The organism is Scandinavium tedordense (assembly GCF_024764965.1).
Taxonomy (GTDB): domain Bacteria; phylum Pseudomonadota; class Gammaproteobacteria; order Enterobacterales; family Enterobacteriaceae; genus Scandinavium; species Scandinavium tedordense.
Genome location: NZ_JALIGG010000051.1, coordinates 86,420 through 100,052, shown reverse-complemented (window position 1 = coordinate 100,052; position 13,633 = coordinate 86,420). Strand labels below are relative to the sequence as shown.

Here is a 13,633-nt window from a genome sequence, read left to right as displayed (position 1 = left end):
AGTTTTCCACGGAATATTTGGAGTGTCAAGGCAGGGGGAATAACGCGTTTTTGGTTTAATGAATTGAAAAATAAGCGCTAGTTGATGAAAGCGCTGAACAGAAAGGAGAAATTTAATGCCAGAAATGTGAGCGCCGCCACGGGCGTGGCGACGATTAATTCGTTGAGACGTTACTCGTAGAAGTTGTAAATCCCAGCCGGTAACACCAGCTGTGAAGCAACTTCCCAGGCTTTTTCGCGGCCAACCAGCAGGTCGATGATTTTCAGGCCGAAGTCGATGCTGGTGCCCGGGGCTTGGCTGGTGAGCAGATTCACTCGGGGATCCCAGACGACGCGTTTATCCTGCCATTGATCGGCAGGAATGGTGTCTTTCAGCCCCGGGAATCCGGCCATGTTGCCGACAGGGAAGATATTGTGCGGAACCAAAACCGTGCCCGCTGCGGCGCAAATGGCTGCCACGATCCGGCCTGAGCGGTGAAATTGTTTTACCGTTTCCACCAGAATGGTGCTGTCGCGGAAATATTCGGCACCTTTTAAGCCACCAGGCAGAATGATGATGTCAAAATCGCCGTCAGCCACCTGTGCCAATGGTGCATCGGCCAGCAGTTTTACACCGCGTGAGCAGGTGATAGCCAGCTCGCCATCACTGGCAACGCTTGCCATGGTGACCTTGATCCCGCCACGAACCAGCAGATCGATGGTGGTCACGGCTTCCATTTCTTCACTCCCAGGGGCGAGACAAACCAGCGCTGATACGCTCATACGTGTTCTCCTTACGTTTAATCTGTTCAAACAGGCGGGCGTTTTCCGGCACCGTAATACCGTGGGCACGCGCGCGCTTTAGCAGGTAGCCACTTATGTAGTCGATTTCAGTCTGGCGCTGGGCGCGAACGTCCTGCAGCATGGACGAAATATTGCTGGCAGTGCTGTCGATGATTTGCCAGGTGTAAGCCAGTAAATCTTCCGTACTGGAATGATGGCCTTCACGCTGCATCACCGCAGCCACTTCGTGACAGATGCGTTCAACTTCATCCGGGTAGTTGCGCAGTTCGCCGTTCGGGCAGTCGTAGAGGGTAGTGAGTGGGTTAATCACGCAGTTGACGGCCAGTTTCTTCCAGCTCGCGGCGCCCAAATCGTTATGCCAGGCCACATCCGGCAGCGCGGCGTGCAGTGTATCCGCGAGGGTACTGTGCGCTTGCGCGAGGAGATTGGCCGGACCAATGTGCGTGGTGCCATTGGCGACGTGAATAATCAGATTGCCATCACGGCGTGCCGCCTGGGTGGTCAAGCCCATCAGCAGCGGTTGCTTCACACTGCGCAGCTCTTCCAGGATGCCCATTCCGTTATGCACAAGCAGTATTGGGCAGCTGGCCGGGAGTTTACTCGCCAGATTTTTTACCGCTGTCGAGACCTGCCAGGCTTTCAGCGTAACTAACAGTAAGTCGCTGTTGGCGAGAAACTCAGGATCGTTGGCGGTCAGCAGTTCGTTGAAGACGCGCCCGTCAGTCTCCTGCAGATTCACACTGCACCAGGGGGCAGGGACGCGTAGCCAGCCCTGCACCTCATGGCCTTGCCGGTACAGCGCAGTCAGCCATAATTGTCCAAGGGCGCCGCATCCGAGCACGGTAATCTTCATCGTTCCTCCTCACCTGCTACGGGATCAGGCGTTATGTTACTATTATAGCGCCGACGATACCCCCTGACTCGCAGGGATAACAGGTTGTGTTCTCTGACTTTGCGGGTATTATGCATCGCAACAAAAAGAGAGGGAGAATAAAACATGCCATCTTTCGATATTGTCTCTGAAGTTGATCTTCAGGAAGCTAAGAACGCGGTCGATAATGCGGCCCGTGAAGTGGAGTCGCGCTTCGACTTCCGTGGTGTAGAAGCCAGCATTGAGCTGAACGAAAAGAACCAGACCATCAAGGTGCTGAGCGAATCTGATTTCCAGGTCAATCAGCTGCTGGATATCCTGCGTGCCAAGCTGCTCAAGCGCGGCATTGAAGGCAATTCCATTGATGTACCAGAAGAATATACCCACAGCGGTAAAACCTGGTTCGTTGAAGGGAAGCTGAAAACCGGCATTGAAAGCGCGGTGCAGAAGAAGCTCATTAAGCTGATTAAAGACAGCAAACTGAAAGTGCAGACGCAGATTCAGGGTGAAGAAATCCGCGTGACGGGCAAAGCCCGTGACGATCTGCAGGCGGTCATGGCGCTGGTGCGCGGCGGCAATCTCGGACAGCCTTTCCAGTTCAAGAATTTCCGCGACTAATAAAAAACCACCTTCGTGAAGGTGGTTTCATTGAACTCAAAAAGCGGGCGATGCCCGCTTTTTTTATGCCTCAACGATCGTCTGTTCAACCTCAAAGCGGTTGGTCACTTTGCTGTCGATCTTCACGTACGCTGAGCGTTCGGCGGCAATCACTAATACTTCTTTTACGCCGTCTTTTGCCAGCAGACGCGCTTTCAGTGCTTCATCCGCATCAACATCATCAGGCAGGGTGACGCGCAGGCTACTGACGTATGGCGGCTCCTGCATGGTCATGGCGACCAGTAGCCAGACGGTTGACAGCAAGGCGCCCATCAGGAACACCGTTTGCGAATCAAAGAAACCGTCGAGCCAACCCCCCAGTGAGCCACCAATCGCTACGCCCAGGAACTGGCTGGTCGAATAAATCCCCATCGCGGTACCTTTGTAACCCGCCGGAGATTCTTTGCTGATAAGAGACGGCAGCAAGGCCTCCATCAGGTTGAAGGCGAGGAAGAACAGCTGAACCCCGGCGACCAGTTCCCAGAAGTAGGCGCCCGAGCCCCACAGTACAATCTCAGCAATCAAAATGAGGGCGATGCAAATCAGGAACACGCGCTTCATGCGGCGTTTCACTTCGGCATAAATGATAAAGGGTATGACTGAAACGAATGAGACGAGCATGGTGACCAGGTAGATTTTCCAGTGCTCGGCTGCCGGGAAACCCGCAGCTTCAAGCTGCCCAGGCAGGGCAACAAACGTCGACATCAGCAGAATGTGCAGGCACATTATGCCGAAATTCAGCTTCAGCAGTTTTGGCTCCATCAGCACCTTGCTGAAGCAGCCCTTTACCATGCCCGATTCGCGGTTGAGGACGTGGTTGTCACTGTTGGGTACTACCCAAATTGTTAGCAGAATACCAAGCGTCGCCAGCCCGGAAATCATCCAGAACAGCGCATGCAGGCCGAGTTTGTGAGTAACGATCGGGCCCAGCACCATGGCAATGGCAAAAGTGACCCCGAAGCTGACGCCAATAAACGCCATCGCTTTGGTGCGGTTCTGTTCGCGGGTCAGGTCTGAGAGCAGTGCCATCACGGCGGCGGCAATGGCGCCAGAGCCTTGCAGCGCGCGGCCAAGAATGATCCCCCAGATAGAATCCGACATCGCAGCAATCATACTGCCGACGACGAAAATAAGGAGTCCGCCGACGATCAATGGCTTACGGCCAATACGGTCTGAAAGCAGGCCGAATGGGATTTGAAAGATTGCCTGTGCGAGCCCATAAATTCCGATAGCGATACCAATCAACGCTTCGCTGGCACCCTGTAATGCCATGCCGTACGTGGTCAGAACTGGCAGAACCATAAACATGCCGAGCATACGCAGTGAGAATACGGTCCCTAAACCCCAGGTCGCGCGCAATTCGCCTGGCGTCATCTTAAAATCGTTCATTTCCACCTCAGTATAAAAGCAGCGCTTAGTGTAAAGCCGGGGAAGGGTAGGGTAAACAAGCGGTTGTTTAGCAAATATTACATCGTGACGCATTGATCTAACGAATAAAAAAGGGTGCCGAAGCACCCTTTTAACGCGATGGTTGGCTTACCAGACGTAAGCCAGAACCGAATGCGAATCCGGAACCATAAAGTCGACTGACATCATTACCGACAGCGAGGTGATGGCGACGATAGAGAAGACGAACAACTTGCGCGCCCAGACTCTGTCATCCGCCACTTTATATCCACGCAGCGCCATTCCAAGCCACCAGACACTTACTGCCGCCGCTACAATCAGATATTTATATCCAGCGTAGCCACCGAGAGTCAGCATCAGCGTTGCAACAGCAAAGGCGATGATGTAGAGCGTGATGTGGTTTTTGGCAACGGAGATCCCCTTAACAACCGGCAGGACCGGAATGTTTGCCGCCTGATAATCCTTAAAGCGGAAAATCGCGATGGCGTAGGAGTGAGGCATCTGCCACAGGCTGAAAATCGCCAGTAGAATAGCCGCACCGCTGTCAAAGTTGCCGGTAACGGCACAGTAGCCAATCACCGGCGGCGCTGCGCCAGAGAGTGAGCCAATCAACGTGCCGTAGACGGAATGGCGCTTCATATACAGGCTGTAAACGCCCACATAAACCACGAAGCCCATCACGCCAAGCCAGCAAGCCAGCGGGTTAGCGCCGAACCACAGGAGCATAAAGCCAGCAACACCCAACAAGGTGGCATACACCAGCGAAACGTTCGGAGAAATCAGGCCTTTAACCAGCACCCGATTTTTGGTCCGTTCCATCTTCCTGTCGATATCCATGTCGATGTAGTTGTTAAACACACAACCGGACGCAACGACCAGCGACACACCAATCAAGGTATAGACAAACAGCGGGTAATCGATGCTGCCTTTAGAAGCCAGCAGGAAGCCGCCGATGACCGAGATCAGGTTACCGAAGATGATGCCTGGTTTTGTAACTTGCAGGTATTGCTTAAACATACTCGCCGCTCTTATCGAACCATCATGTTGTAGTTAAGGTTCCACATGATCCAGATTGAACCTATCACTACAATCGCAATGATTAGTACAGTAAAGATGAATGCCGTCAGATTCCAGCCCTCATCAGACTTGGAGTTCATGTGCAGGAAGCACACCAGATGCACCAGAATCTGTACTACCGCAGCTACCAGTACGCAGCCAATCAGGACTGCGTGAGATGCGGTGCCGTTCATCACCATCCAGAACGGGATTAGCGTCAGGATGATCGACAGGATAAATCCTGTCATGTAGGTTTTTACGCTACCGTGGGAAGCGCCGTGATCGGTTGAATGACTCATTACATCGCCCCCATCAGATAGACTACAGAGAACACGCAGATCCAGACTACGTCCAGGAAGTGCCAGAACAAGCTCAGGCACAGGATACGGGTGCGGTTGGTCGGGGTCAGACCGCGACGGTTAATCTGGAACATCAGAACTGCCATCCAGATAAGACCAGAGGTCACGTGCAGACCGTGGGTACCAACCAGCGCGAAGAACGCTGACAGGAAGCCACTACGATCCGGGCCCATACCTTCCATGATCAGGTGATGGAATTCATAGATTTCCATCGCGATGAACCCTGCACCGAACAGCCAAGTCAGCGCCAGCCAGGAAACAACCTGGCTTTTGTTGTTCTTATACATGGCGATCGCCGCCATGCCATAAGTAATGGAGCTGAACAACAGCAGGGCGGTTTCAACCAGTACGAACGGCAGCTCAAAAATGTCTTTACCTGCCGGGCCACCAGCGGTGTTGTTAACCAACACCGCATAGGTTGCGAACAGAATAGAGAACAGAACGCAGTCGCTCATCAGGTAGATCCAGAAACCGAAGACTTTCATCGGTCCTGCATCATGATGCCCATGTTCGTGCGCGTGGGCATGCGCGTTAGTCAGAGTATCAGTTGACATTTTTCAGCCCTGCCTTAGATATCTCATCGAAATGCTGGTTTTCCAGTGTTTCGATTTCTGCCACAGGCACGTAGTAATCCACGTCCTCGTCGAAGCTTTTTACAATCCAGGTGATGATGATGCCGAGGAAGCCAACGATCGCCATCCACCAGATATGCCAGATCATGGCAAAGCCAAACACCGTTGCGAAGGCAGCAATCACAATGCCTGCACCGCTGTTTTTCGGCATATGAATCTCTTCATAGCTCGCTGGTTTCTTGTACGCTTCGCCTTTCTCTTTCATTTCCCAGAACGCATCACGCTCATGAATGTGCGGGACGTGTGCAAAGTTATAGAAAGGTGCAGGAGAGGACGTTGACCACTCCAGCGTACGGCCGCCCCATGGGTCACCGGTCCAGTCACGGTTCTGCTCGCGGTCGCGAATAGACACGTAGTACTGAATCAGCTGGCATGCAATGCCGCAGGCAATCAGCGCCGCACCACATGCTGCAACAACCAGCATTGGGTGGAATTGTGGATCAATCTGTTGGCTCAGGCGACGGGTCATACCCATGAAGCCCAGCACATACAGCGGCATAAATGCCACGAAGAAGCCGATGATCCAGAACCAGAATGCGCGCTTGCCCCAGGTTTCATCCAGGGTGAAACCGAACGCTTTCGGCCACCAGTAGGTGATCCCTGCGAAGCAACCGAACACGACACCACCGATAATGACGTTATGGAAGTGAGCAATCAGGAACAGGCTGTTATGCAGAACGAAGTCCGCGCCCGGCACCGCCAGCAGAACACCGGTCATACCGCCGACCGAGAAGGTCACGATAAAGCCGATAGTCCACAGCATTGCGGAGTGGAACACGATACGACCCTGATACATGGTGAACAGCCAGTTGAAGATCTTAACCCCGGTAGGGATTGCGATAATCATGGTTGCAATACCGAAGAAGGCGTTTACGTTCGCGCCAGCACCCATGGTGAAGAAGTGGTGCAGCCAAACAATGAACGACAGAACGGTAATACACACGGTTGCCCACACCAGGGAGGTGTAACCAAACAGACGCTTACGCGAGAAGGTTGCCACCACTTCTGAGAACACACCGAAGACTGGCAGAACCAGAATGTACACTTCCGGATGGCCCCATGCCCAGATCAGGTTGATGTACATCATCATGTTGCCGCCCATTTCGTTAGTGAAGAAATGGGTACCCAGATAGCGGTCGAGGGTCAGCAAAGCGATGGTGACGGTCAGGATCGGGAATGATGCAATAATCAGGACGTTTGCGCACAGAGAGGCCCAGGTAAATACCGGCATCTTGAACATGGTCATGCCAGGCGCACGCATCTTGATAATGGTCACGAAGAAGTTGATACCGGTCAGGGTAGTACCAATACCGGAGAGCTGAAGCGCCCAAATCCAGTAATCGACCCCGACGCCGGGACTGTACTCAATACCTGACAGCGGCGGATAGGCCAACCAGCCGGTCTGTGCGAATTCACCCACACCGAGAGACAAGTTAACCAGAATCACACCGACAACCGTGAACCAGAAGCTGAGGTTGTTCAGGAACGGGAACGCAACGTCGCGTGCGCCGATCTGCAGAGGAACAACTACGTTCATCAGGCCGATAACCAGCGGCATTGCGACGAAGAAGATCATGATAACGCCGTGGGCGGTAAAGACCTGATCGTAGTGGTGAGGTGGCAAGAAGCCCGCTTCACCTGCCGAGGCCAGAACCTGCTGGCTACGCATCATGATGGCATCCGCGAAGCCACGAATCAGCATCACGATACCGACGACGCAGTACATCACGCCCAGTTTTTTGTGGTCGACCGAAGTCAGCCACTCTTTCCACAGGTAGGTCCACTTACCGAAGTAAGTGATCAGGCCCAGTAAGGCCGCACCACCGATGATAATTGCAGCCACCGTAACCACGATAATGGGTTCGTGGTAGGGCACTGCATCCAGTGTCAATTTTCCGAACATCGTTTCTTCCTCGGCCCCTTAATGAGCGGTTTCCGCGTGGCTCATGTCCATGCCTTCCATCCCTTCGTGTGAGGCGTGCTCACCGGCAGGTTGGCTCATGTCCATGTGACCGTGACCCATGTATTTGTTGATAACATCTTTGAACAAATCAGGTTTCACGCTGGAGAAGTATTCCACCTTGTTGTACTCGCTCGGTGCTGCCAGTTTTTCATAAGCATCCATATCGTTCATGGCGCTCTGAGACTGTTTCACCTTCGCGACCCACTGGTCGAACGTAGCGCGATCCGGTGTTGCAGTAGCTTTGAACTTCATACCAGAGAAGCCCTTGCCACTGTAGCTGGCGGAGATACCGTCGTAGGTGCCCGCTTCGTTGGCAATCAGATGCAGGTTAGTCTGCATACCGGCCATCGCATAAATCTGGCTGCCCAGACGCGGGATAAAGAACGAGTTCATCACGGAATTGGAGGTGACTTTGAACTGAACCGGAACGTTCGCCGGGAAAGCGATTTCGTTAACGGTCGCAATGCCCTGCTCCGGGTAAATGAAGAACCATTTCCAGTCCATGGAAATCACTTCGATAGTGATTGGCTTCTCGGCATGGGCCAGCGGTTTGCTAGGCTCAAGCGCATGAGTGGTTTTCCAGGTCAACACGGAAAGGAACAGGATGATAAGGATAGGCACCGTCCAGACCACAGCTTCCACTTTATTGGAGTGTGACCAGTTAGGGCTATACTTCGCATCTTTGTTGCTCGCACGGTATTTCCAGGCAAAACCAACGGCCATCAAGATGGCGGGAATGACGACGATTAACATCAGGCCAAATGCCGTCAGTATCAGCGAACGTTGCTCCAGTCCAATCTGTCCTTTGGGGTCAAGTAGCGCAGAATCACAACCACTGAGTAAAACAGTGCTGGCGATTAATGACAACCATCCCAAGCTTTTATTGTATTTCCTGAGTCTCATGTAACGACCTCAATTCCACGGGATTTGGTGGCGTTTAAAGTGTGGGGGCATTTTACGGGAAGGTTACATTACTGTAAACATGATTGGAGAAGTGTCTTTCGGGTGTTACTGGGTTCTGCCGCCCCTGTCACAGATGTTGCTGATTGTGTCTAAAATCCAGGCGGATAGCGCATTAGCAGAGTTTTATAACGAAACGAGGTGGATTGAATCTGTTTCTCTGGTAATAGGTATAAACAATGCGAAAAGAACACAAAAAGTTAACAATTAATTATCAAGTTAACGACATCATAAAAACAAAAAAATAATCGAACGAAAGCTGAATCGGTTAAGGAAATATGCCGAAACTTAAAAAGCGCCAGTAATTTCCGAAATTAAATAACGCACAAAATAACAATCGGGAAAAATGAATGGATTATTGCCGTTATAATTACTGAAAGTAACTACAACGACAAGTAACGTTTATTTAATGTTCATGCGAGGTGGGTTTTGCGTAATGCCATCGCGTCGAGAATGCCACCCAGCACAATGCCGCAAATGGCAATCAGCGCACCCACTTCCAGCAGGCCTGTCAGGAACGAGAAGGCCGTCAGGTCAAGCGCGTTCATGATCAGCAGCAGCAGCCAGACACCGATGACCAGACAACCCATGGCGAGGATCCGCAGGGCCACGGAATAGAGGTTTTTGAATTCTGTCCGCGCCATAAAGCTTTCGCTCCGCCAGGTGTATTCCAGCGTTTGTCGACACAACAGCAGCAGCAAAATACCTGGAATAGCAGCAAATACTGAGAACAGATAAAACGTCGGCCAGCCGTGCGCTTCGACGAACCAGCCCGCAATCGGGCCGACATACACGCGACCCACCGCAGAAAGGGCTGAGAGCAGCGCGAACTGTGTCGCCGAGAAGGATTTGTTGCACAGCGTCATTAACAATGCGACGAATGCCGCCGTTCCCATCCCGCCGCACAGGTTTTCAAAGAATACTGCCGTGCCCATGGTTAACATGCTTTTGTCCGTAATCGACAACAGCCAGTAACCGGCATTGGATGCGCCCTGCAAAATACCGAAAATCAGCAATGCGCGGAACAGGGATAAACGCTGCATCAGCACGCCGCCGTACAGTGCACCAAGGATAGTGGCAAACAGCCCGAGGGTTTTATTCACCACGCCGACTTCGCCTGCATCAAAACCGACACCTCTTATAAGGAAGGTGGTGGTCAGACTCATCGCGAATGCGTCGCCAAGCTTATAAAGGACAATCAGCAGCAGAATTAGCCAGGCATTATTACGGCCAAAGAAATCACGCAGCGGTTCAGCCACGGCCTGTTCCAGTGTTTTCGGGGGCGGAATGACGTCGCTCGGTTCGGGGGCAAAAAGTGTCGCGATAATGCACGGGATCATCAGCGCCGACATCAGCCAGTACATGGCCTGCCAGCCGAGCCACTGATCGGCCAGCCACAGTGCCAGTCCGCCGGATACCAGCATCGCCAGACGATAGCCCAGCACGCTGATTGCTGCCCCGGTGCCGCGTTCCTCCGGCGACAGAACGTCGGTTTTCCATGCATCGAAAACAATGTCCTGCGACGCCGAACAGAAGGCGATCACCACCGCAAGGGCCGCCATCCAGCGCAATTGCGAAGTCGGTTCAAGGAAGCCCATCGCCGCAATCGAGAACAATAACAGGATCTGCGTGGTCAGCAGCCAACCGCGGCGGCGCCCCAAAAATGGCGGTGTGTAGCGGTCCATCATCGGCGACCACAGGAATTTAAAGACGTAAGCCTGGCCGACGAGAGAGAAGAAACCGATGGTTTTGAGATCGATGTTCTCGACGGTCATCCATGCCTGAAGTGTGCCGGATGTGAGCGCCAGAGGTAAACCGGAGGCGAAGCCGAGTATCAGCAGGATCGCTGATTTGGGCTGCTGGAAAATACGTAAGTATTGGTTGGACATGGGCATAAATAACTGACCCGGCGCAGGGCCGGGTCAGAAAGACTTAACGGGCGTTCTGTTTGATGAAGTCGTGGACGCTGGTGTCCTGCGCCATATCGGAAATGGTATCCGTCAGCACGCTGTTAACCGCGTTAGCAATGTTTTGGTTGTTCGCTGTGAAGGCACCTTCAACCTGATAGCTTGCGCGATAGTTTTTGTTCATCTTATTGCCGTTCTTCGCGGTGGCGATGATGGCGATGTCAGCTTTGGTAGAGATGTTGTAGCGCACGTTGCCCTGAGACACGTCTGCATACAGGTTGTTGACGATGATCTGCAGATCGACGGCACCGCTCGGCCCAATCATATAACCGCGTGCGGTCATCTGCTTCTCAAGCACTTCCTGCAGCAGGAAACGCAGGTCGCGGGAAGCTGTCAGCGTCACAAGTTGGTTATCACGAGTCACTTTAGCCAGCGCCTGGTCCGTACGCTGATCAGCGCCGTTGATGCTGACAGTCACGCCCATCAGGCTTGGATCCTGTGAAGGTAGGGTGATTTTTGGTGCTACATCAATCGTCGTTTGCGGCTTGGCACAACCGGCCAGCATAAATATCGCAACCAACGGGAAGAGGATTTTTTTTAACATAATAAGACTCTCAGCGTCACAGTTGTTCAACGGGCGAAAAATTCCCGCCATCATAACATTGCCAACGGCAAGGGGAAGTGGGCAACGCATGTAAATTCATCGTGTTGAGCGTTTTCTGAGCGTAAGGCCGATTTCGCACTCTTTTTTGCGATTATTCGTATACGGGAGGGGACAACGCTCATCCGTTTGACTGAGAAATACAGACGAAAGCTAAATTTTTGTTGTCTTGATGTAATGGAAACGGTAAAAGCGGCTAACATTTAAAGGGAAGGGCGGCATCTCAGCGTTGTCGGAGGAGTAAATTCATGATGATACGTGAACAGATAGAAGAAAAATTAAGGGCAGCGTTTGAACCCTTATTCCTCGAAGTGGTGGACGAAAGTTATCGCCACAATGTCCCGGCCGGCTCCGAAAGTCACTTTAAAGTGGTGCTGGTCAGCGATCGCTTTGCCGGCGAACGTTTTCTTAACCGTCACCGCATGATTTATGGCACTTTAACCGCTGAATTGTCCACGACCGTGCATGCGCTGGCGTTGCATACCTACACCGTGAAAGAGTGGGAAGGGTTGCAAGATACCATCTTTGCATCCCCACCTTGTCGTGGCGCGGGCAGTATCGCGTAAAATTCGCATTTGCAACTGCCGGAACTTTTCCAGTATGTTGCGTACAGATTAAATGAGAAACGGCCTGCGGGCCGTTTTGTTTTGTTTGAATTTTGAGCGAGTAACGCATTTTTTGGGGCAAAATTACCTCAAAACTGTGAAAAATGGCGCATCCATGCGGCATTACCGTCCTCGACTCACTACAGTGATGCCGCTATAATGCTGCGTCTTATTTTCGGAATGTCTTCGGGATGATTCTGGCAACAGGGATTGTATTCTGCATTGAAGAGAACATCCCGGTTCTGCGAAGCCATCGATACGTGCTTCCAGAGTTGACCGAGCACTGTGATTTTTTTGAGGTAACAAGATGCAAGTTTCAGTTGAAACCACTCAGGGCCTTGGCCGCCGTGTAACGATTACTATCGCTGCTGACAGCATCGAAAAAGCTGTAAATAGCGAGCTGGTCAACGTAGCGAAAAAAGTTCGCATCGACGGTTTCCGTAAAGGGAAAGTACCGATGACTGTTGTTGCTCAGCGTCATGGCGCCTCTGTTCGCCAGGACGTGCTGGGTGACCTGATGAGCCGCAACTTCGTTGATGCGATCATCAAAGAGAAAATCAATCCAGCAGGCTCCCCGACTTACGTTCCGGGCGAGTACAAACTGGGTGAAGACTTCACTTACGCTGTTGAATTTGAAGTTTACCCAGAAGTTGAGCTGCAGGGTCTGGACGCAATCGAAGTCGAAAAACCGGTTGTTGAAGTGACTGATGCTGACGTTGACGGCATGCTGGACACTCTGCGTAAGCAGCAGGCGACCTGGAAAGATAAAGAAGGCGCTGTAGCCGATGAAGATCGCGTTACCGTAGACTTCTCCGGTTCTATTGACGGCGAAGAATTCGAAGGCGGCAAAGCCACTGATTTCGTGCTGGCAATGGGTCAGGGTCGTATGATTCCAGGCTTTGAAGACGGTATCAAAGGCCACAAAGCTGGCGAAGAATTCACTATCGACGTGAACTTCCCGGAAGATTACCACGCAGAAAACCTGAAAGGTAAAGCAGCGAAATTCGCTATCAACCTGAAGAAAGTTGAAGAGCGTGAGCTGCCAGAACTGACTGCAGAATTCATCAAACGTTTCGGCGTTGAAGATGGTTCTTTCGATGGTCTGCGTGCTGAAGTACGTAAAAACATGGAACGCGAACTGAAAGGCGCGGTTAAAAACCGCATCAAGTCTCAGGCAATCGACGGTCTGGTTACCGCCAATGACATCGACGTTCCTGTTGCCCTGATCGACAGCGAAATCGACGTACTGCGTCAGCAGGCTGCACAGCGCTTTGGTGGCAACGCCAAGCAAGCGATGGAACTGCCACGCGAGCTGTTCGAAGAGCAGGCTAAACGCCGCGTTGTTGTTGGCCTGCTGCTGGGCGAAGTGATTCGTACCCACGAGCTGAAAGCTGACGAAGACCGCGTTAAAGTCCTGATTGAAGAGATGGCTGCTGCGTACGAAGATCCTACAGAAGTCATCGAGTTCTACAGCAAAAACAAAGAGCTGATGGACAACATGCGCAACGTAGCTCTGGAAGAGCAGGCTGTTGAAGCCGTTCTGAACAAAGCGAAAGTGTCTGAAAAAGCGACTTCTTTCAACGAACTGATGAACCAGCAGGCGTAATTAACGTCCTCACGGTTTAAAGTTTGAGCGAAAAACCCGTTGCCTTTGGTAGCGGGTTTTTTTTATCAGTGTAATAGATGACGATACGTGCCAAAACGCTGTTTCGGTGTTAGCGTTACAGCAAAATATTGTTATGCTTGAAATAGGGCATTGTCACCCCCATAAAA

The 13,633-nt window shown here is 52.0% G+C and carries 13 protein-coding genes; 3 read left to right on the top strand and 10 right to left on the bottom strand.

Going from position 1 to position 13,633, the window contains the following annotated elements; genetic code table 11:
• Positions 1 to 170: 170 nt before the first annotated feature.
• The gene (gene yajL / locus MUU46_RS05650; protein WP_159752378.1) at positions 171 to 761 is read right to left on the bottom strand and encodes a protein deglycase YajL; all 591 of its coding nucleotides are present in this window, start codon (positions 759 to 761) and stop codon (positions 171 to 173) included.
• Entirely contained in the window at positions 721 to 1,635 is a 915-nt protein-coding gene (gene panE, locus MUU46_RS05645; RefSeq protein ID WP_258965037.1) for a 2-dehydropantoate 2-reductase, read from the bottom strand. The genes yajL and panE overlap by 41 nt, the downstream gene beginning before the upstream one ends.
• Positions 1,636 to 1,779: 144 nt before the next feature.
• On the opposite strand from panE, the gene MUU46_RS05640 reads away from it, so the two are divergent.
• On the top strand, positions 1,780 to 2,271 hold the full coding sequence (locus tag MUU46_RS05640; protein WP_125355068.1) for a YajQ family cyclic di-GMP-binding protein: 492 nt from the start codon (positions 1,780 to 1,782) through the stop codon (positions 2,269 to 2,271).
• A gap of 63 nt (positions 2,272 to 2,334) precedes the next feature.
• On the opposite strand, the gene MUU46_RS05635 is transcribed toward MUU46_RS05640, so the two are convergent.
• The 8 genes from MUU46_RS05635 to MUU46_RS05600 form a co-directional block, all read right to left on the bottom strand.
• The gene (locus tag MUU46_RS05635; RefSeq protein WP_159752382.1) at positions 2,335 to 3,699 is read right to left on the bottom strand and encodes an MFS transporter; all 1,365 of its coding nucleotides are present in this window, start codon (positions 3,697 to 3,699) and stop codon (positions 2,335 to 2,337) included.
• A 147-nt stretch (positions 3,700 to 3,846) separates the two neighbouring features.
• Positions 3,847 to 4,734, bottom strand: coding sequence for a heme o synthase (gene cyoE, locus MUU46_RS05630; protein ID WP_258965036.1), 888 nt, complete (start codon positions 4,732 to 4,734; stop codon positions 3,847 to 3,849).
• Between the two features lie 11 nt (positions 4,735 to 4,745).
• Complete coding sequence (locus MUU46_RS05625; protein WP_110511655.1) at positions 4,746 to 5,072, bottom strand: cytochrome o ubiquinol oxidase subunit IV; 327 nt, start codon at positions 5,070 to 5,072, stop codon at positions 4,746 to 4,748.
• A complete protein-coding gene (locus MUU46_RS05620; RefSeq protein WP_110511656.1) occupies positions 5,072 to 5,686 on the bottom strand; it encodes a cytochrome o ubiquinol oxidase subunit III in 615 nt (204 codons plus the stop codon). Before MUU46_RS05620 ends, MUU46_RS05625 begins: the two co-directional genes overlap by 1 nt.
• On the bottom strand, positions 5,676 to 7,667 hold the full coding sequence (gene cyoB / locus MUU46_RS05615; RefSeq protein ID WP_159752386.1) for a cytochrome o ubiquinol oxidase subunit I: 1,992 nt from the start codon (positions 7,665 to 7,667) through the stop codon (positions 5,676 to 5,678). The genes MUU46_RS05620 and cyoB overlap by 11 nt, the downstream gene beginning before the upstream one ends.
• Before the next feature lie 18 nt (positions 7,668 to 7,685).
• Entirely contained in the window at positions 7,686 to 8,630 is a 945-nt protein-coding gene (gene cyoA, locus MUU46_RS05610; protein WP_159752388.1) for a cytochrome o ubiquinol oxidase subunit II, read from the bottom strand.
• A gap of 470 nt (positions 8,631 to 9,100) precedes the next feature.
• Positions 9,101 to 10,576, bottom strand: a complete 1,476-nt coding sequence (ampG, locus tag MUU46_RS05605) for a muropeptide MFS transporter AmpG (protein WP_159752390.1) — start codon at positions 10,574 to 10,576, stop codon at positions 9,101 to 9,103.
• 43 nt (positions 10,577 to 10,619) lie between these two features.
• Positions 10,620 to 11,198, bottom strand: a complete 579-nt coding sequence (locus MUU46_RS05600; RefSeq protein ID WP_159752392.1) for a lipoprotein — start codon at positions 11,196 to 11,198, stop codon at positions 10,620 to 10,622.
• A gap of 305 nt (positions 11,199 to 11,503) precedes the next feature.
• On the opposite strand from MUU46_RS05600, the gene bolA reads away from it, so the two are divergent.
• Together bolA and tig are read left to right on the top strand one after the other, a co-directional pair.
• A complete protein-coding gene (bolA, locus tag MUU46_RS05595; protein ID WP_159752394.1) occupies positions 11,504 to 11,821 on the top strand; it encodes a transcriptional regulator BolA in 318 nt (105 codons plus the stop codon).
• 346 nt (positions 11,822 to 12,167) lie between these two features.
• A complete protein-coding gene (gene tig, locus MUU46_RS05590) occupies positions 12,168 to 13,466 on the top strand; it encodes a trigger factor (RefSeq protein ID WP_159752396.1) in 1,299 nt (432 codons plus the stop codon).
• Positions 13,467 to 13,633 lie beyond the last annotated feature (167 nt).